This is a genomic window from Profundibacter sp., from assembly GCF_965277155.1.
Taxonomy (GTDB): Bacteria; Pseudomonadota; Alphaproteobacteria; order Rhodobacterales; family Rhodobacteraceae; genus Profundibacter.
Genome location: NZ_CBDIBV010000011.1, coordinates 400,756 through 421,892, shown reverse-complemented (window position 1 = coordinate 421,892; position 21,137 = coordinate 400,756). Strand labels below are relative to the sequence as shown.

General features: G+C 58.2%; 25 protein-coding genes and 1 pseudogene. 14 read left to right on the top strand and 12 right to left on the bottom strand.

Annotation, left to right across the window (positions count from 1 at the left end):
• Positions 1 to 2: 2 nt before the first annotated feature.
• Positions 3 to 425, top strand: coding sequence for an imm11 family protein (locus ACQY4M_RS14690; protein WP_428545571.1), 423 nt, complete (start codon positions 3 to 5; stop codon positions 423 to 425).
• 173 nt (positions 426 to 598) lie between these two features.
• Here ACQY4M_RS14690 and ACQY4M_RS14685 read toward each other — a convergent pair whose 3' ends face one another.
• From ACQY4M_RS14685 to ACQY4M_RS14675, 3 genes are all read right to left on the bottom strand, one after another.
• Positions 599 to 1,273 (bottom strand): class II aldolase/adducin family protein, encoded by a 675-nt coding sequence (locus ACQY4M_RS14685; protein WP_428545568.1) that lies wholly within the window; start codon positions 1,271 to 1,273, stop codon positions 599 to 601.
• A gap of 10 nt (positions 1,274 to 1,283) precedes the next feature.
• Complete coding sequence (locus ACQY4M_RS14680; RefSeq protein WP_428545655.1) at positions 1,284 to 2,312, bottom strand: Tm-1-like ATP-binding domain-containing protein; 1,029 nt, start codon at positions 2,310 to 2,312, stop codon at positions 1,284 to 1,286.
• 80 nt (positions 2,313 to 2,392) lie between these two features.
• Positions 2,393 to 3,619, bottom strand: coding sequence for an IS256 family transposase (locus tag ACQY4M_RS14675; protein WP_428539582.1), 1,227 nt, complete (start codon positions 3,617 to 3,619; stop codon positions 2,393 to 2,395).
• Between the two features lie 45 nt (positions 3,620 to 3,664).
• Between ACQY4M_RS14675 and ACQY4M_RS14670 the strand changes: the two genes are divergently transcribed.
• Together ACQY4M_RS14670 and ACQY4M_RS14665 are read left to right on the top strand one after the other, a co-directional pair.
• Positions 3,665 to 3,820 carry a TetR/AcrR family transcriptional regulator gene (locus tag ACQY4M_RS14670; RefSeq protein WP_428545565.1) on the top strand — a complete coding sequence of 52 codons (156 nt, stop codon included), beginning with the start codon at positions 3,665 to 3,667 and terminating at the stop codon, positions 3,818 to 3,820.
• Positions 3,821 to 3,908: 88 nt separating this feature from the next.
• Positions 3,909 to 5,159 carry an IS256 family transposase gene (locus ACQY4M_RS14665; protein ID WP_428539230.1) on the top strand — a complete coding sequence of 417 codons (1,251 nt, stop codon included), beginning with the start codon at positions 3,909 to 3,911 and terminating at the stop codon, positions 5,157 to 5,159.
• Positions 5,160 to 5,190: 31 nt separating this feature from the next.
• Here the strand turns inward: ACQY4M_RS14665 and ACQY4M_RS14660 are convergent.
• The 6 genes and pseudogenes from ACQY4M_RS14660 to ACQY4M_RS14635 form a co-directional block, all read right to left on the bottom strand.
• A pseudogene (locus tag ACQY4M_RS14660) lies at positions 5,191 to 5,313 on the bottom strand (IS256 family transposase); the annotation flags it as partial.
• A gap of 94 nt (positions 5,314 to 5,407) precedes the next feature.
• Entirely contained in the window at positions 5,408 to 6,016 is a 609-nt protein-coding gene (locus tag ACQY4M_RS14655) for a hypothetical protein (RefSeq protein WP_428545562.1), read from the bottom strand.
• A gap of 218 nt (positions 6,017 to 6,234) precedes the next feature.
• On the bottom strand, positions 6,235 to 6,510 hold the full coding sequence (locus tag ACQY4M_RS14650; RefSeq protein ID WP_428545559.1) for a hypothetical protein: 276 nt from the start codon (positions 6,508 to 6,510) through the stop codon (positions 6,235 to 6,237).
• Positions 6,511 to 6,842: 332 nt separating this feature from the next.
• Positions 6,843 to 7,670, bottom strand: coding sequence for a polyphosphate polymerase domain-containing protein (locus ACQY4M_RS14645; RefSeq protein ID WP_428545556.1), 828 nt, complete (start codon positions 7,668 to 7,670; stop codon positions 6,843 to 6,845).
• Positions 7,671 to 7,680: 10 nt separating this feature from the next.
• Positions 7,681 to 8,049: a DUF4956 domain-containing protein gene (locus ACQY4M_RS14640; protein ID WP_428545652.1), complete on the bottom strand. Its 369-nt coding sequence runs from the start codon at positions 8,047 to 8,049 to the stop codon at positions 7,681 to 7,683.
• Between the two features lie 74 nt (positions 8,050 to 8,123).
• Entirely contained in the window at positions 8,124 to 9,350 is a 1,227-nt protein-coding gene (locus ACQY4M_RS14635) for an IS256 family transposase (protein ID WP_428539582.1), read from the bottom strand.
• Positions 9,351 to 9,423: 73 nt separating this feature from the next.
• Here ACQY4M_RS14635 and ACQY4M_RS14630 point away from each other — a divergent pair, with 73 nt between their 5' ends.
• The 5 genes from ACQY4M_RS14630 (at position 9,424) to dxs (ending at position 14,163) form a co-directional block, all read left to right on the top strand.
• A complete protein-coding gene (locus ACQY4M_RS14630; RefSeq protein WP_428545649.1) occupies positions 9,424 to 10,089 on the top strand; it encodes a cyclic nucleotide-binding domain-containing protein in 666 nt (221 codons plus the stop codon).
• Positions 10,090 to 10,179: 90 nt separating this feature from the next.
• A complete protein-coding gene (locus tag ACQY4M_RS14625) occupies positions 10,180 to 11,115 on the top strand; it encodes a histone deacetylase family protein (protein WP_428545553.1) in 936 nt (311 codons plus the stop codon).
• On the top strand, positions 11,112 to 11,354 hold the full coding sequence (locus ACQY4M_RS14620) for an exodeoxyribonuclease VII small subunit (protein ID WP_428545550.1): 243 nt from the start codon (positions 11,112 to 11,114) through the stop codon (positions 11,352 to 11,354). The genes ACQY4M_RS14625 and ACQY4M_RS14620 overlap by 4 nt, the downstream gene beginning before the upstream one ends.
• Positions 11,355 to 12,224 (top strand): polyprenyl synthetase family protein, encoded by an 870-nt coding sequence (locus tag ACQY4M_RS14615; protein WP_428545547.1) that lies wholly within the window; start codon positions 11,355 to 11,357, stop codon positions 12,222 to 12,224.
• Between the two features lie 10 nt (positions 12,225 to 12,234).
• The gene (dxs, locus tag ACQY4M_RS14610; RefSeq protein WP_428545544.1) at positions 12,235 to 14,163 is read left to right on the top strand and encodes a 1-deoxy-D-xylulose-5-phosphate synthase; all 1,929 of its coding nucleotides are present in this window, start codon (positions 12,235 to 12,237) and stop codon (positions 14,161 to 14,163) included.
• Positions 14,164 to 14,740: 577 nt separating this feature from the next.
• On the opposite strand, the gene ACQY4M_RS14605 is transcribed toward dxs, so the two are convergent.
• A complete protein-coding gene (locus tag ACQY4M_RS14605) occupies positions 14,741 to 15,784 on the bottom strand; it encodes an IS5 family transposase (protein ID WP_428539227.1) in 1,044 nt (347 codons plus the stop codon).
• A 35-nt stretch (positions 15,785 to 15,819) separates the two neighbouring features.
• On the opposite strand from ACQY4M_RS14605, the gene ACQY4M_RS14600 reads away from it, so the two are divergent.
• The 5 genes from ACQY4M_RS14600 (at position 15,820) to ACQY4M_RS14580 (ending at position 19,641) form a co-directional block, all read left to right on the top strand.
• On the top strand, positions 15,820 to 16,326 hold the full coding sequence (locus tag ACQY4M_RS14600) for a hypothetical protein (protein WP_428545541.1): 507 nt from the start codon (positions 15,820 to 15,822) through the stop codon (positions 16,324 to 16,326).
• A gap of 218 nt (positions 16,327 to 16,544) precedes the next feature.
• Entirely contained in the window at positions 16,545 to 17,648 is a 1,104-nt protein-coding gene (locus tag ACQY4M_RS14595; RefSeq protein WP_428545538.1) for a class II histone deacetylase, read from the top strand.
• Positions 17,645 to 18,196 carry an rRNA large subunit pseudouridine synthase E gene (locus ACQY4M_RS14590; protein WP_428545535.1) on the top strand — a complete coding sequence of 184 codons (552 nt, stop codon included), beginning with the start codon at positions 17,645 to 17,647 and terminating at the stop codon, positions 18,194 to 18,196. The genes ACQY4M_RS14595 and ACQY4M_RS14590 overlap by 4 nt, the downstream gene beginning before the upstream one ends.
• 174 nt (positions 18,197 to 18,370) lie before the next feature.
• On the top strand, positions 18,371 to 18,952 hold the full coding sequence (locus ACQY4M_RS14585) for a nitroreductase family protein (RefSeq protein WP_428545532.1): 582 nt from the start codon (positions 18,371 to 18,373) through the stop codon (positions 18,950 to 18,952).
• Positions 18,949 to 19,641 carry an EI24 domain-containing protein gene (locus tag ACQY4M_RS14580; protein ID WP_428545529.1) on the top strand — a complete coding sequence of 231 codons (693 nt, stop codon included), beginning with the start codon at positions 18,949 to 18,951 and terminating at the stop codon, positions 19,639 to 19,641. The genes ACQY4M_RS14585 and ACQY4M_RS14580 overlap by 4 nt, the downstream gene beginning before the upstream one ends.
• Here ACQY4M_RS14580 and ACQY4M_RS14575 read toward each other — a convergent pair.
• Both ACQY4M_RS14575 and mce read right to left on the bottom strand, forming a co-directional pair.
• A complete protein-coding gene (locus ACQY4M_RS14575) occupies positions 19,604 to 19,900 on the bottom strand; it encodes a DUF1467 family protein (protein WP_428545526.1) in 297 nt (98 codons plus the stop codon). The two genes, ACQY4M_RS14580 and ACQY4M_RS14575, sit on opposite strands and share 38 nt — an antisense overlap.
• A 2-nt stretch (positions 19,901 to 19,902) precedes the next feature.
• A complete protein-coding gene (mce, locus tag ACQY4M_RS14570) occupies positions 19,903 to 20,307 on the bottom strand; it encodes a methylmalonyl-CoA epimerase (protein ID WP_118941605.1) in 405 nt (134 codons plus the stop codon).
• A 152-nt stretch (positions 20,308 to 20,459) separates the two neighbouring features.
• On the opposite strand from mce, the gene ACQY4M_RS14565 reads away from it, so the two are divergent.
• Complete coding sequence (locus tag ACQY4M_RS14565) at positions 20,460 to 21,131, top strand: response regulator (RefSeq protein WP_428545522.1); 672 nt, start codon at positions 20,460 to 20,462, stop codon at positions 21,129 to 21,131.
• Positions 21,132 to 21,137 lie beyond the last annotated feature (6 nt).

Below are 21,137 nucleotides of genomic sequence, written 5' to 3'. Positions count from 1 at the left end.
TAGTGTTATTGGAGCGCTCGAATCTTGGGCGAAAACTGAAACGGGGTGATTTTCATACAATCGGAGCAACACCTCTAATTATGCGTAAGCGTGCAGTTGTGGCATTGAGTGAGATATGGAATACCAACGGGGAAATACTACCACTAAAAGAAGAAAACGGCGAAGAGCTTTTTGTTTTCAATTCACAATCCATAGATGCACTTGATGAAAGTCAGTCGAATATTATCAGATTCCCGAGCTCTGGTCGAATAATGGTCATCAAACAACCCGTATTCATTAAAGAGAAATTAGAAGGTATTGATGTTTTCCATCTTCCAAATTTTCCGTATATCACGTACGTAAGTCAGCGGTTTGTTGATATGGTTAAAGAAAATGATTTGCGCGGAATTGATTTCATACAGGCCTGGCAATCTTCTACTGGGTAAAACGGCTATATTTGTTGCGTGGAAGCAAGCACTATTTCTAGTCCCCCCACACACTTTGCCGGACCTGCTCCACCCGATTTGGTAGTGAGGGTTCGACAAAGTTTGTGGTCAAGACGAGTTCGGCATAATTGCCCCGCGACTTGCAGCGCTGTTATCGGTTTAAAGCGGGAATTTTATTCCCCCGCCAGATCCGCTGCCGCATCTTTTTGCGTAGCATATTTCGGCAGGTCTGCTTCGGTTTTGCCATGTGCCGCCATCAGCGTGTCGCGGACATAGGCGACATGGGCGGTTTCCTCGATGATCTCGGCCAGATACTGCGCGGCTGTCAAGGTGGGACCAACGCCGATGGTGCCGTGGTTGGCCAGAATGGCGGCGCGCACGGTCACATCCTGAAAAAACGGGCTGATATCGGCGGCGGTTTGCGAGCCGCCGTTCGATGATAGCGGGATCAGCGGCAGGCGGCCGATTTTCTCCATCGTCTGCACGGTCAGGCAGGGGATTTCCAAACCGGCGCTGGCGTATCCGGTGGCCCAGGGGCTGTGGCAATGCACTATAGCGTTGATGTCGGGGCGGATGCGGTAAAGGTCCAGATGAAACTCCAGATCTTTTGAAGGCTTATACGCCGATTGCTCGACTGTGCCGTCCAGATACACCAGTTGCAGGTTGTCACGGGTGCATTCGGCAAAACCCACGCCGGACGGTTTGATAATAATCGCATCGGCCGAGGATAGACGCACCGACAGGTTGCCCCCCGCGTTGGTCTGGATGCCCACATCAAAACAGCGGCGGGCGGCGGCGATCAGGGCGTCTTTTTTGCATTCGATATCGTTTACGTCGGGTTTCATCATGTGTCCTTCGTCAGAGCATGTCACACAAGGCGTCAATCGCCACCTGCGCGGTTTCGGGATCGGAAATATGGCTGTCCAGCTGTGTCAGGCGGACGTGCGGTTTCAGGGTTTCGGAAACCTTTTGCCAGAATATTTGCCGCAATGCGGGGTCTTCGATTGCGCCGCCGGGGGCATCTTCACTGGAAAAGCCGCCCATCGGCACGATCAGTTCGATGTTGCCGGTGGCATGGTTCAGATCGGTTGCCAGAACCACGGCCAGATGGGCCATTTCATCGCCAGTCAGCTTGACATGGGTGAACAGTGGCGAGTGCTGGTAATGCGGGCGTTCCAGATATTGCGGCGGCACGGATTCCAGCCGTTCAAACCCCAGAAAATTTACCCCGCCGGGCAGGATGATCTGCGGCAGGCCCATATCGCCAGCGGCGGTAAATCTGGTGGGCATGGCCGTGTGACTGCCGATAAACAACATGCGGGTCAGCTCGTGCGTGGTGACATCGACAACGGCCTTGAAACCGCCATCTGCGGTGCATCGGGCATATGCCGCCCCGCCAAAGCCGTTAGCATGAAATACGGTGGTCTCATGGCCCAGCGCCCGCAGGCCGCATGCTATGTTTTGTGTGGCACCGGACAACGCGCTAAGGGCCGTAATGGCAATCGAAGACGTTTTGGTTGCTATTCCCTGGTCGGTATCGCACAGGCCAGCGATCATCGCGGCGGCGTTGTCCAGCACCTGCCGCAATATGGTATTCAGCCCGCAAATATCGACCAGCGTGGGTAGCAGAATGATCGAACTGTCCGCCACCTCGGCCCGCGGATCAAACGGCATCGGGGAAATCAGCATCTTGCGGCTGGTCATTGGCAAATGGTGCATCACCCGCATGATAATATCGCCGCCGGTTCCACCCCCCAGCCCGACAACAACCGCGTTACGTTTGGTTGTGGCCTGCTGCAGCAACGGGATGGTGCGTTCCACCACATGATCCATTGCGGCGATCTTTTCGCGCGGACTCCAGACGGCGCCACCGGAGCCTAGTGAAATATCAATAACGCTGGGGTTGTGTCTCGAAAGTGGTGGAAATTGATTTCAGGCACCTCCGAGCGGGTTGAGTTATGCGCCGGTCAGGCGGCTTGGTCAAGGGTTGCGTCGGCGACGGGCTGAGCGAGCGTTTCCCAGCCATCGACCTTTCGCATGACGATCTGCCCCGAGGCCATCAGAGCCCAAAGCAGCATCGGCACGGTCTCGGCGCATGGCAGCACGGTCTGGGTCTTGATGCGGCGGCGGAATTCCTCGTTCAGGCGTTCGATCGCATTTGTCGTTCTGGCCGATTTCCACTGGCCTTGTGGCAGACGCGTGAAGGTGAAAAGCTTATCTCCTGCTTCTTCCAAGCTGTCAGCGACGGCCTTGCATTTCAGCCGCCATTTTCGCAGAAATGCCTTGCGGCGGGTGGCGATTTCCTCGGGTGTTTTGGCGTAGATCATGTCGCGGTAATCTTCTGTCAACTCATCATGCATACGCTTGGGTGCCTTGGCCAGAAGGTTGCGGTGCTTGTGCACCGTGCACCTCTGGATCGGCAGATCTTCACCCCAGAGGGCAATGAGAGCGACCTCAAGTCCCGGTGCCCCGTCCACGATGACAAATTCGGGCCGTTTCAACCCGCGCGCATCCAGATCGTTGATGAACTGACGCCAGGCGGAGGTGCTTTCGCCGCCCATGTTCATCAGTGATAACAAGACCTTCTGCCCATCCCGGCGCACGCCAATCGCGGCCAGAACCGAGATATTGGTGGCCTTCCTGTCAATCCGCGTTTTGATCACGGTGCCGTCCAGGATCAGCCGCACGATGTCTTCATCCGCAAGGCTGCGGGCGCACCACGCCTGCCAGTCCACCTTCACCTTGCGCCAGGCGCGGCTCACCACATCCTTGCTGACCGCCCCCTGAAACAGGCCGAACAGGGCGCGTTTTACCCGCCGTGTGTTGGTGCCCGAAAGGTAGACAGCAGCGATCAGCGCCTCGGCCTTCTTCGTCAGCCGCTGGTAGCGGGGCAATGCCTTCGAGCGCCATTCTCTGGCCTTGCCGGCCTCGCCTGTGATCCGCGCACGCGGCACGCGCACCGTTTCGGTTCCAAATGTTCCGACCAGTTGCCGCTCGCGATGCCCGTGGCGGTATCCGGCCTTTGCCCCGCCGCTGCGGCCATACCGGCAACGGCCCAGAAACTGCTCCAGCTCCTCTTCGAAAACCGCCTCGATCGTCGCGCGGATGTTCTGGCGCAGCCGGTCTTCAATCGGGTCATAGCCTGCTTCATTGGCCAGTAGCGCGGATGTCGATGTTGCTGTATTCTTTGTCATGGCGTGATCTCCTTGGCGGTTCCAGCCGCCGGTTGGGTGGCTTCGATGCACCCGGAGATTACGCCGTCCTCGAATTTCCACCAAACTCGCGACACTACCGAACTCGGCGTCTCTCAGGGTGTGTTCTATTATTACTTTGAATCAAAGGAATCTGTGGTCGAAGCAATCGTCGAAACCCACATCGCCGCACTAGAAGAGTAATGCCCGAAAGTTGGTGATGGGGTGATTGGGTGGCATATCATGGCGGTGTTGACGCGCCGCGATTCTCAGAGAGAAAAGGATATGCCACATGGAAGACGATACTATTTTGGAGTTTACCGATCCAGCCGGAATTTCACCTGATCCGCTGACGGATATCTTGCGCAAAGGCGCGCGGGATCTGTTGGCACAGGCGGTCGAGGCCGAGGTTTGTGATCTGATGGCGCAACACGCGCATTTGAGGGATTCGGCCGGTCGCCAGCGCCTTGTTCGCCACGGATACCTGCCGGAGCGCGAGGTGATGACGGGGATCGGCCCTGTCCCGGTGAATGTGCCTCGGGTGCGTGATCGTGGCACGGGGGCGGAGAAGATCAGGTTCACCTCGACGCTTCTGCCGCCGTATCTGCGCCGGGCAAAGTCGGTCGAGGAGTTGTTGCCCTGGCTCTATCTCAAAGGTATTTCCACGGGTGATTTCGGCGAAGCACTGGCGGCCCTTCTGGGGCCTGATGCGGGTGGTTTGACATCGAGCACGATTTCGCGCCTGAAGGCGGAGTGGTGGGCAGAATACGAGCGTTGGAACCGGCGTGACCTGTCGGCCAAACGCTATGTGTATTTCTGGGCCGACGGGGTTTATTTCAAGCCGCGCACGGATGCTGACAAGCAATGCATGCTGGTGATCATCGGCGCGGACGAGTGGGGTAACAAGGATGTTCTGGGCCTCGTGGACGGGTATCGAGAAAGCAGCCAGAGCTGGCGTGAACTGCTGCTGGACTTGCAACGTCGTGGCCTCAGAAAAGCCCCTGATCTGGCCGTTGGTGATGGCGCGCTCGGCTTCTGGAACGCCTTGCGGGAGGTGTTCGGTGAGACCCGGGAGCAGCGCTGCTGGGTGCATAAAACCGGCAACGTCCTGAATGCCATGCCGAAGTCGCTGCAAGCCAAAGCCAAGGGCCATCTACAGGACATCTGGATGGCCGAGAACAAACGGGACGCCGAGGCCGCGTTCAATTTCTTCATCGAAGCCTATGGCGTGAAATACGAGCGTGCCGTGGGGAAGCTGACCAAGGACCGGGACGTGCTGCTGACCTTCTACGACTTCCCTGCCGAGCACTGGAAACACATCCGCACATCCAACCCCATCGAAAGCATATTTGCCACCGTGCGGCACCGAACGAAGAAGACCAAAGGCTGCCTCGGGCGCAAGACCGCCTTGGCAATGACCTTCCGCCTGATGATGTCGGCAAAGAAGAAATGGCGTAAACTCGACGGCGCATTCCGATTGCCGGAAATCATCGAAGGGGTTGAATTTAAGGACGGGATCAAGCAGGAAAAACATGCCGCCTGATTACTGCGTCACCAACTTTTGGGCATAGCTCCTCCTCTTCGAAAACCGCCTCGATCGTCGCGCGGATGTTCTGGCGCAGCCGGTCTTCAATCGGGTCATAGCCTGCTTCATTGGCCAGTAGCGCGGATGTCGATGTTGCTGTATTCTTTGTCATGGCGTGATCTCCTTGGCGGTTCCAGCCGCCGGTTGGGTGGCTTCGATGCACCCGGAGATTACGCCGTCCTCGAATTTCCACCAAACTCGCGACACTACCCGACGGTTCGGTTGTATTGGTCCCGCAGAGTGTATTGACCGGAAGAAATCTCTTCGCTCCAGCCATTGGTATACGTCAGCCGAATATTTTTGCCCGATACAGTTGCGCCATTTACACCAGTTTCACTCGAATTTCTGGGCCGCCGAATGCTATCAATGCTTATGCCGTTCGCGCGCGCCCGCAATCGTGCAAAATCGGCCCCAGTTGCGCGGCGTGAAACCACTGTTTTGCCTGTCGCTGACCTACGGATGTAGCGCCCTTTTTTTATTTCCTCGCTTGAGCCATCAGCATAGCGAACCTCGACGCCGGTTTGCGACAGTTCAATCTTGGTGATGCCAGTGCGAGGGCCGTTTCCTTCGTTTGTGTTTTTGTTATCGTCATTATTATTGCCTTCGTTGTCATCACCATCACCATCATCGTCATGACCTCCACCATGTCCGCTATGACCGCCATCTCCGCCGCCATCGCCATCGCTTCCGGGGCCGCTTTTGGCCAATAGTGTTGCAGGCCCAATGGAATACAGCCCGTTCGGGTGCCTGATCATGGCAATCGGTATTGACATGAACAGGAACAACACGGCAATCCCGATGCCCAGTCTGGTCATTGTAATCCGTGATTTCACTTGGATCTCCGGTTCGTTATGCGCGTTCCCCCGTGCTATTCTTACGACGCCTTGTCCGGCAAAACATCAGACGATGGTCGGGCATATTAACGACAAAGCAGGATTGCCCGCCATTTGGCGGGCAACCCCGGTTTGGATCAGCCGGGTTCGGCCCGGGTCAATGGGCCAACTATGGGCGTTTGCTCGTTCACGATGTCCGATCAGTCGGGGACAAACTGATGATCAGAACAGGTAATGGGGGCAATACCCTCTGCGGTCATGATCCTAACTGTTGTGACCTCCGCGCCCGCCTCCGTGACCGCCGCCACCATGACCACCGCCGTTGTCGTCACCACCGCCGCCATGGTCACCGCCCCGGCCGCCATGATCATCTCCGCTGTCATGGTTAGGGCCATCGTCCGTCCCGCGACCGCGACGGTCATGATTAGGGCCATCATCCGCGCCGCGACTGCGGCGTATGTGGTTCGGGCCGTCATCTACCCCGCGACTGCGGCGTACGTGGTTCGGGCCGTCATCCGCGCCGCGTCCCCGCCTTGCAACGTCAAAGGAATTGTCCAGAACATCCGCTGCGGTAATGATCCCTGCTGGTAGGTCAGGAAAGGAAAGGGCAGCCTGCATTTGTGCGGGGGCCGAAACAAGACCAAAGGCCAGAGCGGTTACCCCAAGATATAATGTCGGTTTCATTTTGCTTCTCCTGTGTTTGTTTGTGGTAACTTTAATTTATCGTTTGGCGGGGATTTCAGGCACCGACCTTGGGCGCGCTATTGTGCGGCAATTGTCTGATCGGCTTTGAGACCAAAGTCCGACCTTAGGCCGCAATTTGAATGATATGATCGGCGAATACGCCACTGTCGCCCATCAGCCCCAGTTTTTTCATTGTCGGCAGGAAGCGGTTGTAGCGGCTGACTTCGCCCATTACGGCCATTCCGACACAGTATTTCGAGCACCGTTTGGTCGGGCGTGCGTTAACCTGCCTTAGACATTTGTCGGCATATCCCCGTCCCAGCCGGGACTTGGTTTCAACAATGAAAACATCCGTGCCGACGCTAAAGAATTTTCCAGCCGTCCGGAATTGCAGATCGGTATCGATTGTCATCCGTTCGCCGCCATCTTTGGCCACAAGGGTGATCCGTCTGTAGCGGATATCCAGCACGCGCTTCAGGTCATATTCAAACGGTTTGCCATAATGCCCGGTATAGGTTGAGCGGGCGAAATGGTATGCGTCATCCGAAAGCGTTTCGATGCTGTGCGCATCCTGTTCTTTGCGGTGTTTCACGGTCATGCCGCGTTTGCCTTTTACTTTGACCTCCAGAAAACAAAGGCCTGCATCGGCATAACGCCTAATGCGCACCTTGAACCCTTTGCGCAGGCCCTGATGGTGCTCGTAATAGGCACTGCGCTGTGCATCGTCGAAATATCGCGTGTCATAGGTAAAGGCGCGTTTGTGGTCGATATCCAGCACATCGAAATACCGGCTCAGATCGGGAATGGCACGGTGCAGGGCATCGCGCCGCACAACGTATTTATTATCGATCCGGGACAGCATTCCGGCCTTGGCGTTCAATTGACCAAGGGTGACGGGTTCAAAGCTGTGAACCAGCCGGCCAAGGTTCAGGTCGGGGTCATACATGTTCATGGTCTTGCTCCTATCCACGGTAAAATACATTGATACGGGCCAGATCATTGACGTAGTTCAATTCGACAATCTGGAAATTCATCACCTCGACGCCCAATCGCTCGGACAGTTCGACGCGCATTTTTTCGGGGTTCGACAGGGCGTGCGGGTCAATCCTGTCCAGTGTTATTTTCGCGCTGCTGGCTGATTGCAGGATCTTCGGATGGTCCAGAACCCAGGCACTGGCCAGCACAAAGGTGACGATAACCAGGACAAAGACCAATCCGGTGCCCAGCACCGAACAGATCACCGCAATGGCAATCGCGCCAAAGAAATAGGCGATCTCGATCTTTTCAATCTGTTCGGAACGCAGACTGAATAGCGCCAGAATTGCAAACAGGCCAAATCGGTTGTGTCTCGAAAGTGGTGGAAATTGATTTCAGGCACCTCCGAGCGGGTTGAGTTATGCGCCGGTCAGGCGGCTTGGTCAAGGGTTGCGTCGGCGACGGGCTGAGCGAGCGTTTCCCAGCCATCGACCTTTCGCATGACGATCTGCCCCGAGGCCATCAGAGCCCAAAGCAGCATCGGCACGGTCTCGGCGCATGGCAGCACGGTCTGGGTCTTGATGCGGCGGCGGAATTCCTCGTTCAGGCGTTCGATCGCATTTGTCGTTCTGGCCGATTTCCACTGGCCTTGTGGCAGACGCGTGAAGGTGAAAAGCTTATCTCCTGCTTCTTCCAAGCTGTCAGCGACGGCCTTGCATTTCAGCCGCCATTTTCGCAGAAATGCCTTGCGGCGGGTGGCGATTTCCTCGGGTGTTTTGGCGTAGATCATGTCGCGGTAATCTTCTGTCAACTCATCATGCATACGCTTGGGTGCCTTGGCCAGAAGGTTGCGGTGCTTGTGCACCGTGCACCTCTGGATCGGCAGATCTTCACCCCAGAGGGCAATGAGAGCGACCTCAAGTCCCGGTGCCCCGTCCACGATGACAAATTCGGGCCGTTTCAACCCGCGCGCATCCAGATCGTTGATGAACTGACGCCAGGCGGAGGTGCTTTCGCCGCCCATGTTCATCAGTGATAACAAGACCTTCTGCCCATCCCGGCGCACGCCAATCGCGGCCAGAACCGAGATATTGGTGGCCTTCCTGTCAATCCGCGTTTTGATCACGGTGCCGTCCAGGATCAGCCGCACGATGTCTTCATCCGCAAGGCTGCGGGCGCACCACGCCTGCCAGTCCACCTTCACCTTGCGCCAGGCGCGGCTCACCACATCCTTGCTGACCGCCCCCTGAAACAGGCCGAACAGGGCGCGTTTTACCCGCCGTGTGTTGGTGCCCGAAAGGTAGACAGCAGCGATCAGCGCCTCGGCCTTCTTCGTCAGCCGCTGGTAGCGGGGCAATGCCTTCGAGCGCCATTCTCTGGCCTTGCCGGCCTCGCCTGTGATCCGCGCACGCGGCACGCGCACCGTTTCGGTTCCAAATGTTCCGACCAGTTGCCGCTCGCGATGCCCGTGGCGGTATCCGGCCTTTGCCCCGCCGCTGCGGCCATACCGGCAACGGCCCAGAAACTGCTCCAGCTCCTCTTCGAAAACCGCCTCGATCGTCGCGCGGATGTTCTGGCGCAGCCGGTCTTCAATCGGGTCATAGCCTGCTTCATTGGCCAGTAGCGCGGATGTCGATGTTGCTGTATTCTTTGTCATGGCGTGATCTCCTTGGCGGTTCCAGCCGCCGGTTGGGTGGCTTCGATGCACCCGGAGATTACGCCGTCCTCGAATTTCCACCAAACTCGCGACACTACCCGAGAGCTTTGCCGAGCTGGTGCGCGGAGCTTATGTTCAGAACTTTCCGCCCAATATGGAATTGATCGTCGAAGGCGATCCTTGCGACTTTTTACACATTGTTATTGACGGCTCGGTCGAACTGTTTGCCAACTGGAACGAACGTGAAACCGCGATGACAATCTTACGCGAAGGGGCGACATTTATATTGGCCGCCGCCATTCGCGACGCGCCTAATTTGATGTCGGCCCGAACGCTGGAACGGTCACGGATTATCATGATTCCGGCCGAGGATGTGCGGCAGGTATTTTTTAAGGACCATGACTTTGCCCGTGCCATCGTGCAGGAACTTGCCTATTGCTATCGCGGGGTAATCAAAGGGGTGAAGGGGCTAAAGCTGCGCACTTCGATTGAGCGGCTGGCAAATTACCTGCTGAAGCTACAGAAAAAGATGGGCGGCGGGAACAGCTTCGAGCTGCCCATTGAAAAGCGCCGTCTTGCTTCGGTGCTGGGGATGACGCCTGAAAACCTGTCCCGTGCGATCAAAGCATTGCGGCCTTACGGTGTGTTGATCGAAGGTCAAAGCATTGAGGTCACCAAGCCGGATGACCTGAAAGGACTGGCCAAACCAACACCGCTGATTGACGACCCCAGAAGCTAGGGCCTGTTGATGTTCCCCGCACCGCACTGGCGCGACGCCTCGGGTTTTCAAAAACTTGTTTGCCCCCCGATATTATCGTAGCGTCCTCCTATGAGCACAGTTTTTATTACTCACACCGATTGCCTGTCACATATCACGCCCCCCGGTCACCCAGAACAGGTGGCACGGCTGGAACATGTGCAACAGGCCCTGAACGCCCCTGAATTCGCGGACCTATTGGGCGAGGACGCGCCGCTGGGGAATGACAACGATATCCTGCTGGCCCACCCCGCAGCACATATCAAACGGGTGCGCGATGCTACCCCGACCGACGGCACCGTATCACTGGATCCTGACACGCATATGTCCCCTGACTCCCTGACTGCGGCATTGCGGGCTGTAGGGGCAAATATCCGCGCCGTGGATATGGTGATGAATGGCCAGGCGCATAACGCCTTTTGTGGTATCCGCCCACCGGGGCACCATGCGGAACAAGAAAAGCCGATGGGGTTTTGCCTGTTTGGCAATATTGCCATTGCCGCCAAACACGCGCTGGAAAATTGCGGCGCCAGACGGGTGGCGATTGTGGATTTTGACGTGCACCACGGCAACGGCACTCAGGCGCTGTTATGGGACGAATCCCGCGCCCTGTTTTGTTCCAGCCACCAGATGCCGCTTTATCCCGGTTCCGGCGCGGCCTCCGAAACCGGTGCCTTTAATACCGTGTTGAACTACCCCCTGCCCGAGGGCTGCACCACCGCCACCCTGCAAGCCGCCTATGACGGCGAGATTTTCCCTGCGATTGAGGCGTTCAACCCCGATCTAATCCTTGTTTCCGCCGGATTTGATGCCCACCGCGCCGATCCGCTGGCCGGTCTGATGTGGGAGGTCGAGGATTTTATCTGGCTGACCAACCGCATTTGCGATGTGGCGGACAAAGTGTGCGAGGGGCGCATTGTCTCGACATTGGAAGGCGGATATGATCTGGACGCATTGGCGGCCTCGGTCGCCGCACATGTTAAGGTTTTGATGGAGCGCGGCGGATGAGCGACAAACCGGTAGATGAGATGAGCTTTGAAGAGGCGATGGCGGCACTTGAGGCCGTTGTCGGCCAGCTTGAGCGCGGGGATGTGCCGCTTGAGGAATCGATCAAGCTGTACGAGCGCGGGGCAGAGCTGAAGAAGCGCTGCGAAGCCAAGCTGAAGGAAGCCGAAGAAAAGGTTGCCGCAATCACGCTGGGCGAAGACGGGCAACCAACGGGGACAAAGCCGGTCGAAGGGCTGTAAATGTTTGCCAAATCATTGAACAACGCGGCAGGGCAAATCGGTGCCTGCCTGCAACAGCTTATGGCACCGCTGGGCGATCTGCCCGTGGTGCAGGCCATGCGTTATGCCACATCCGGCGGCAAACGGTTGCGGGGTTTTCTGGTGCTGGAAACAGCGCGGCTGCATGGGGTGGACGTGGCCCGCGCCCTGTATCCGGCGGCGGCGGTGGAAATGCTGCATGCCTATTCACTGGTGCATGACGATCTACCCTGCATGGATGACGACGATCTGCGGCGTGGTCAGCCGACCGTGCATGTGAAATGGGATCAGGCCACGGCGGTTTTGGCGGGGGATGCGCTGCAAACGCTGGCGTTTGAAACCCTGACCCGCGTGGAAACCTCGAACGATCCGGTGGTGCGGCTGGAGCTGGTGGCATCCTTGGCACGGGCTTCGGGTGCGCAGGGGATGGTGCTGGGGCAGGCGCTGGACATTGCCGCCGAAACCGCGCCCGAACCGCTGACTTTGACGGAAATCACCCACCTGCAAGACGGCAAAACCGGCGCCTTGATCCGCTGGTCCGCAGAGGCAGGCGCCGTGATGGCCCGCGCCGATGTCACCCCGATGCGCGACTATGCAACCGCGCTGGGGCTGGCGTTCCAGATCGCCGACGACATTCTGGATGTCGAGGGCGATGCGGCCAAGGCCGGCAAACGGCTGGGCAAGGATGCGGATGCGGGCAAGGCCACCTTCGTTTCCCTGCTGGGACTGGACGGGGCCAAGGAACGCGCGGCGGAACTGGTGGATCAGGCGCAGGCGGCTCTTGAACCTTTTGGCGCAAAGGCAGATACTCTGCGTCAGGCCGCGCGGTTCGTTATTGCGCGGGATAAGTGAGTAAAACCCGATGAACGACCGCCCCGACACCCCGATCCTTGACCGAGTAACGGTTCCGGCAGACCTGAAAACCCTGTCTGACCACGAGTTGGCGCTACTGGCTGACGAATTGCGGACCGAGGTGATTTCCGCCGTGTCCGTTACCGGCGGCCATCTGGGCGCAGGGCTGGGCGTGGTCGAACTGACCATAGCACTGCACGCGGTGTTCGATACCCCGCGCGACCGGCTGATCTGGGACGTGGGCCACCAGTGTTACCCGCACAAGGTGCTGACAGGGCGGCGTGACCGCATCCGCACCTTGCGACAGGAAAGCGGGTTGTCCGGTTTCACCAAACGCGCGGAATCTGCCTATGACCCGTTTGGCGCGGGTCACAGCTCGACCTCGATTTCCGCCGCCCTTGGCTTTGCCGTGGCGCGCGATTTGGGCGGGGCGCCGGAACACGGGATTGGTGATGCGATTGCGGTGATTGGCGACGGGGCCATGTCCGCCGGCATGGCCTATGAGGCGATGAACAACGCGGGCCATCTGAAAAAACGCATGTTCGTCATCCTGAACGACAACGAAATGTCGATTGCTCCGCCGGTTGGGGCGATGTCGGCCTATCTTTCGCGCCTTTATGCGGGCGAGCCGTTTCAGGAATTGAAATCCGCCGCCAAGGGTGCGGTCAGCCTGTTGCCCCCGCCGTTCAAGGAAGGGGCCAAGCGCGCCAAGGAAATGCTGAAATCCATGACCGTCGGCGGCACCTTGTTCGAAGAGCTGGGCTTTTCCTATGTCGGGCCGATTGACGGGCATGATCTGGGCCAGTTGTTGCCGCTGCTGCGCACCGTCAAAGACCGTGCCACGGGGCCAATGCTGATCCATGTGCTGACCAAAAAGGGCAAGGGATACGCCCCCGCCGAAACCGCGCGCGACAAGGGGCATGCAACCGCCCAGTTCAACGTGGTCACCGGCGAGCAGAAAAAGACCCCCGGCAACGCCCCCAGCTATACCCGCGTGTTTGCCGATGCCTTGTTGCAGCAGGCTGCCGGGGATGACAAGATTTGCGCGGTGACCGCCGCGATGCCCGATGGCACGGGGCTGAACCTGTTTGCCGAACGTTATCCCAGTCGTTGCTTTGATGTCGGGATTGCCGAACAGCACGGGGTGACGTTCAGCGCCGCCCTTGCAGCTGGCGGAATGAAGCCGTTTTGCGCGATGTATTCGACCTTCCTGCAACGGGGCTATGATCAGGTGGTGCATGACGTGGCGGTGCAACGCCTGCCCGTGCGCTTTGCCATTGACCGCGCGGGGCTGGTGGGGGCCGATGGCCCGACCCACGCGGGCGTTTACGACATCGCTTATCTGGCCAACCTGCCCGGATTCGTGGTGATGGCCGCAGCGGACGAGGCCGAGCTGGTGCATATGGTCGCCACCGCCGCCGCGATTGACGATTGTCCCAGCGCATTTCGCTTTCCCCGTGGCGAAGGGGTGGGCGTGGAACTGCCCGAGCGCGGCGTGCCGCTGGTAATCGGCAAGGGGCGCATTATTTCCGAAGGGGCGCGGGTGGCTATCCTTTCTTTTGGCACACGCCTGTCCGAGGTGCAAAAGGCCGCTGAATCGCTGGCCGCCAAGGGCATTACCCCGACCATTGCCGATGCGCGTTTTGCCAAACCGCTAGACCGCGAGATGATCCTGCAACTGGCCGCGGATCACGAGGCGCTGATCACCATTGAAGAAGGTGCGGTTGGCGGTTTTGGCAGCCATGTGGCACAATTGTTGGCCGATGAAGGCGTGTTTGATACGGGTTTGAAATTCCGCAGCATGGTGTTCCCCGATACCTTCATCGACCACGCCAGCCCCGCCGCAATGTATGCCGCCGCCGCGATGAATGCGCCGGATATCGAGGCCAAGGTGCTGGATGTTTTGGGTATCGCTGATCTGTCCAGCCGCCGCGCATAGAGTCATACAGGCCCGAGCAGACAATAGCCTGATTTATAAACCGCAATTTTCGATCAAATGTCGGCATGGTTCAGCAGCGGTGTAAATGTTGCTTATTAGAGACAAGTTACAACTGCAAAACATCAGCGCAATTGACCAAATTTTTATCACACGGTAAATTCCAGATATTACGATAGCTAATAGAATTTTAGTGTTTTATATTAGTAGGTTGCAAAATTATTAGCTATCCTGAACACAAACTTAGGATACACCCATGAGCTATTCCATTAAACCCTTTCTACTATCGGCTACCATCATACTTTCAGCAACTGCAGCAACAGCGGATCAAGGCTTTTATTACGGCGGCGGCCTGTCCTTCAGCAGGGCCAATTCGGATGATAGTTTCGGCGCGGAAAGCTCGGAAACCGGCCCCGCACTGGGACTTACGGGAACCTCTGTAAATTCCCGTTTTCGCCTTCTTCGCGGCGGGGTGGACGGTTTTTCGCCTGTCCCGCCTGATTGCTTCGGATCATAAACCCATTTTCACCGGTTTCAAGCCGGTTTTGGGTATTTCAGGCACACCTCACCCCATGAACCCTTATCCCGGCGCCGCCAGGCCGCATTCGAACTGGACGAAGCGCTTCATGTTGTAGACCAGGTTCATCATCCCGATGCGAAATCGCGCCCGCTTCAGGCCGATGGAGCGGATCAGCTTGCCGCCCATGGAGCGCTCCTGAAAAGCGAATACATGCTCGACCCGGACCCGCACTTTCGAGCGCCTCCGGTTGGCCTTTTGCTGGCGCTCGCCAAGCGGCTTGCCGCGCCTGCCCTTGTGATGGATATGGCTGTGAAGCCCCCGCTCTTCCAGCTCGCTTTCGATCTTTTGCGAGCGATAGGCGCTGTCGGCCCACAGGTCCGATGAGGTGTTGCTCGCATCAATCAGACCGGCAAGCGCCTGGCTGTCATGCACGGCGGCATCGGTGACATCATAAGCGCGGATGAATTTGTGCCGCCGGTCGACATTGATGTGGTTCTTGTAGCCGTAATAGCTCTTGCCGTGCTTCTTCGTCCAGCGCGCATCCACGTCCTTCTGGCGCTTCTTGTGGGGTTTTTCCTCCCACTCTTCAGGCGTTTCGCCCGCCTTGATTTTCTCGTTCTCGTCCCTTTTGTTGTGCTGGCGCGGCGCCGGAACGATGCTCGCATCAACAATCTGCCCGCCCATCGCCAGATAGCCCTTTTCGCGCAGAAAGGCATCGAACTTGTCAAACAGCTCCTTCATCTTCCCGGCCCCGGCCAGCCTTTCACGGTAGGCCCAGATGGTCTTGGCGTCAGGTACGCTGTCTTCAATGCCAAGGCCGAGAAACCGCATGAACGACAGGCGGTCGCGGATCTGATACTCGATCTGATCGTCAGAGAGGTTGTAGAGCTGCTGCAAAACCATCGTCTTGAATATCAGCACCTCATCCCAAGGCGGGCGGCCAGCGTTGGATTTGCGCTGTTCGGGCGGCGTGCGCCATATGGCCTTCAGCTCGTCCCGGTAATCCTCGAACGGCACCATGTCGTTGAGCAACACCAGCGGATCACCAGATTTGTCCAGTCCCGCGTATCGGCTGGAAAGATCAAAAAATCCCATCTGACCCATGACAAAACCCCGTCGGTCGAATCATTTTCATCCTGATGACGATTCTACCCCGTCAGGCCGGATTTTGGGGGATTTTTAGAGGTTCCCTTACCTTTGGCTACCGCTTTGAAAAAGGCAACGCCTTTTATGGTCCCGAAGCTGACATTGACCTGTTTCTGGGCAGTGAACTCGAGTATAACAATTCCCCATGCTCGGCTGGGGCCTTCGGCCCTTACTATTGCTCACGGGACGCTGTGATCCGCCTACGCGGGATCTATGGCCAGAGCTTGAACAACGGGCTGGAATGGTTCGGTTCGGGCGGTGTCGGCATTATGATTGGAGATGGCGCTGTTGCTCCCTCAGGCATTACCGACAAAGGCGTGAATGCTGGTTTCACTATTGGGCTTGGATTGCAGAAATCCATTGGTCGCGGAATGCTGCGCGGCGAAGTGATTTACGACAGGTTGAACACCTCGCTAACCAAACCGGCAATCGGGGTAACCGAATACGAACCCGATTACGAAGCAACAACAATGAAGATCAGCTACATCCTGAGCTTCTGACATCTGCAAAAAATAGGGAGGGGGCGTTTCCCGTCTCCTCCCTCGATCTATCACTCGAGAAACCTTGTTCCTTGGTGTTGTTTTTACGCAGCAGGGTCAGGCGCGGTTTCAGCCCGCGCCTTTACCAGTTTTGCCAGCGCGCCCTTTTCCAATTTGCTCTGGCTCCCCCGCCCGCTTTATCCTAGCCTTGCGGCAAATCCACAAGGAAAGGGCAACAGATGACCACAGGTTTTTTCTGGGACGAAAAGTGCTTCTGGCACACAGGCGGCAATTACGCCGCGCGCTTTCCTACCGGCGGGCTGGTGCAGCCGATGGTCGCTGGTGGCCTGCCCGAAACCCCCGAAAGCAAACGGCGGCTGAAAAACCTGCTGGATGTGACCGGCATCATTCACGAGCTTGACGCCCGTTCTGCCCCTGCCGCCACGGACGATGATCTGGCGCGGGTGCATCCGCAAAGCTATCTGGATAAATTCAGGGAAATGTCACAAAACGGCGGCGGCGAAATCGGCCTGCGCGCGCCCTTTGCGCAGGATGGATATGACATTGCGACGCTGTCGGCGGGGCTCGCCAAGGGGGCTTTGCAGGCGGTGCTGAAGGGGGAAATGCAGAACGCCTATTCCCTGTCGCGCCCGCCTGGCCATCACTGCCTGCCGGATTTCCCCAACGGGTTTTGCCTGCTGGCCAATATCGCCATCGCGATCAAGGCCGCACTGGCCGGCGGGCATTGCAAACGGGTGGCGGTGGTGGATTGGGACGTGCACCACGGCAACGGCACCGAGGCGATATTCTATGACCGTGCCGATGTGCTGACCATCAGTCTGCATCAGGACCGCAACTATCCGCTGGACACCGGCGCCGCGACGGATCGCGGCGAAGGGGCGGGTGAAGGCTTCAACATGAACATCCCCCTGCCAGCCGGTGCGGGCCATGCGACATATCTGGAGGCAATGGAGCGGCTCGTCACCCCTGCCCTGCGCGCCTTTGCCCCCGATGTGATCATTATCGCCTGCGGCTATGATCCGGCGATTGATGACCCGTTGGGCCGGATGCTGTGCACTGCAGATACCTTCCGCCAGATGACGGCGCAGATGATGGCGGCGGCGGATGATCTGTGCGGCGGAAAACTGGTTGTGGTGCACGAGGGCGGCTATTCGGAATCCTATGTGCCGTTCTGTGGTCATGCGGTGCTGGAACAGATGTCGGGCAGCAGCATCACCGCCCCTGATCCACTGGCCGAAGCCTATGTGATCCGCCAGCCGAATGCCGCTATGCAGGCGGTGTTTTCCAGGGTGATCGGGGAACTGGAAGGGCTGTTCTTTTGAACGCCAAGGTAATCCTGTTCAACAAGCCCTTCAATGTGTTGTCGCAGTTTACCGATGCGGGCAGCGCTGGCAGTGCGCGCAAAACCCTGTCGGAATTTATCGACGTCAATGGCGTCTATGCTGCCGGTCGTCTGGACAAGGACAGCGAAGGCCTGCTGGTGCTGACCGATGACGGGCGGCTTCAGGCCAGGATCAGCCACCCGAAACACAAGATGGCCAAAACCTACTGGGTGCAGGTCGAAGGGCTGCCGGATGATGCGGCGCTGCAATCCCTGCGCGATGGGGTGATGCTAAAAGATGGCAAAACGCGCCCTGCCGTGGTGGAGCGGATGGCGGAACCCGAAGCCCTGTGGCCTCGTGATCCGCCGGTGCGGTTTCGCAAAACCGTGCCGGATAGCTGGCTGTCGATTACCATCACCGAGGGGCGCAACCGGCAGGTGCGGCGGATGACGGCGGCGGTGGGGCATCCCACTTTGCGGCTGATCCGCTATCGGATCGGGTCATGGACGATTGACGGGCTGGAGAACGGGAAATGGCGGCAGGTGTAATCCAGCGGTGCCCCTGCGGGGCGCTTTTTTGTTTTGGCGCCTGACGGCGCGATGCCTCCGGCGGGGATATTTTCACGAAAAAGAAAGCCAAAGGGTTGGTGGCGTTTTTCCCGCCTCTTGAACCGTGGGGCAAAATCACCGACATATATCGGACCAACAGGAGAACCCGCAACAATGAACCTTGCCAATAATGCCGCCGTGATGGAGTTCCTCCTGACCCGCCGATCACGCCCCTACAGAACCCTGACCACGCCAGCGCCGGACCGCGAGGCACTGGCACCGATGTTGACCGCCGCCGCCCGTGTGCCGGATCATGGCAAGCTGGAGCCGTGGCGGTTTATCGTTTTACAAGGGCAGGCGCTGCAACGCCTTGCCACCCTTGCCCGGGCCCGCGGGGCAGATTTGAGCCTTGACCCCGACAAGATTTCCAAGACCGCCGACAGTTTCGCCAATGCGCCGCTGATCGTGGCTGTGGTTGCCGCGCCCAAGCCTTCGGATAAAATCCCGCCGGTCGAGCAATGCTATTCCGCCGGTGCCGCCTGCCTGTCGCTGTTGAACGCTGCTCTGGCCTCCGGTTGGGGGGCGAACTGGTTGTCTGGCTGGCCTGCCCATGATCGTGAATTTCTGACACAGGGGTTGGAGCTGTCCGATACCGAAACCGTTGCCGGATTCATCCATATCGGTAGCGAAACAGGCATCCCGCCCGAACGCCCACGACCCGATATAGACGCCATTACAGAGTGGATCGAGAGATGATTTTCAGCGACTTTGCCAAAGCCGTCAGTCAATTGACCGACCCGCGTTTCCTGAAGGTGTTACTATTCGGGTTGGCCATGACCATTGCCCTGTTATTCGGGTTCTACGGCGGTTTCCTGTGGCTGATCGACAAGCTGGCGCCTGACACCCTGACCATCCCCTTTGTCGGCGAGGTCACATGGCTGAAGGATTTGCTTAGCTGGGGATCGGTCGGCTTTATGCTGATCCTGTCGTTTTTTCTGATGATCCCCGTGGTATCGGCCTTTACCGGTCTGTTTCTGGAGGACATCGCCAAAGCGGTCGAGCGCCGGTATTACCCCGACCTGCCCCCTGCCCCGCGTATCCCGTTTCGGGAAAACATCATTGATACGCTGAATTTCCTGGGGGTGCTGATCGGTGCCAACATTCTGGCGATACTGGTCTATACCATCACCAATGTCGCCAGCCCGCTGGTATTCTGGGCGCTTAACGGTTTTCTGCTGGGGCGGGAATATTTCCAGCTGGCCGCGATGCGCCGGTTGGGCCGTGACGGGGCCAAGGCGCTGCGCAAACAGCATTCGGGCATAATCTGGATGGCGGGGGTGCTGATGGTGGTGCCGTTAACGATACCCGTCGTTAACCTTTTTGTGCCAATCCTGGGGGCGGCGACCTTTACCCATCTATTCCATCGTTTGCAGAAGGGGGGGTGAAATGATTGAACCAGTCGAAATCCTCGACCTCGATCACGCCGCTTAAAATCACCACCATCAGGATAGACCACAAAACCACAGTCACCACCGTTACAATCAACGCCCGCTTTTTCAACTGTGGATCAACGGGGGCCGAGGACGGTGTGCCACGGGCCACCTTGCCGACATCGCCCTGGGTTTTCAGGCGCAGGGGCAGCACGATGAACAGGGTCATGAACCAGATCACGGCAAACAGGACAAGGGCGGATGTAATGGCCATGCCTACACCTGCTCCAGCTCGACCAGCGTGCCGGTGAAATCCTTGGGATGCAGAAACAGAACGGGCTTGCCATGGGCGCCGATTTTCGGCTCGCCGGTACCCAGCACGCGCGCACCCGACGCCTTTAGCTTGTCACGGGCGGCAATGATGTCGTCGACCTCGTAACAGATGTGGTGAATGCCGCCCGAGGGGTTTTTGGCCAGAAAGCCGTTGATCGGGCTGTCCTCGCCCAGCGGGTGTAGCAGTTCGATTTTGGTGTTGGGCAGTTCGATGAAAATCACCGTTACCCCGTGGTCCGGTTCGTCCTGCGGCGCGCCCACTTTGGCCCCCAATGTATCGCGGTAAAGGGCGGCGGCAGCATCCAGATCCGGCACGGCAATGGCAACGTGGTTCAAACGTCCGATCATAATTGGGTTCCTTGTGTTCGCTTTGCCCAAGTTATGAAGCGCGCGCCGCACTGGCGCAAGCATTCCTTGGGTATAATTTCGCGCCGTTAACTTCGTCTTAGCCAATATCGGGCTTACTCCGAGTCGCTCGCAACACTGCAAAGGGGAACATGATGGATGATTTTGATGACATAATGCTAGCCCGCACACCCACCGCCGCGCGACCCCTGTTGGGGCTGACCGTGCTGGTGGTCGAGGATAGCCGCTTTGCCAGCGAAGCGATGCGCCTGTTGTGCCTGCGATCCGGTGCGCGTATCCGGCGGGCCGATTGTCTGGCCTCGGCGCGCAAACATTTACGGGTTTACCGCCCCTCGGTGGTGGTTATTGATCTGGGACTGCCGGATGGATCGGGCGTGAACCTGATTGCCGAGTTGCACAATGCAACCCCGCGCATCGACGTGTTGCTGGGGATCAGTGGCGATCCGGCGCGCGAGGGCGAGGCGATGGCGGCGGGCGCGGATGGGTTTCTGCCAAAACCGATCGAAACCCTTGGGGCATTCCAGCAGGCAATCCTGTCGCTTTTGCCAGAAACGGCCCAACCCCCTGCCCCGCGCCAGATACCGGACGAGGCCATTCATCCCGACCCGTTTACCTTTCGCGAGGATATTGCCCGCGCGGCGGATGTGTTGCAGGACAGGCCCGATGGCGATGCACTGGATTATGTCGCCCAGTTCACCAGCGGCATAGCCCGCAGCGCCCATGATGCACAACTCGAGGCTGCCGCCGCCGCGCTGGCCAAAGATCGCGCCAAGGGGGGTCGATACGCGGGGATGTGCAACGGTTAAGCGGTA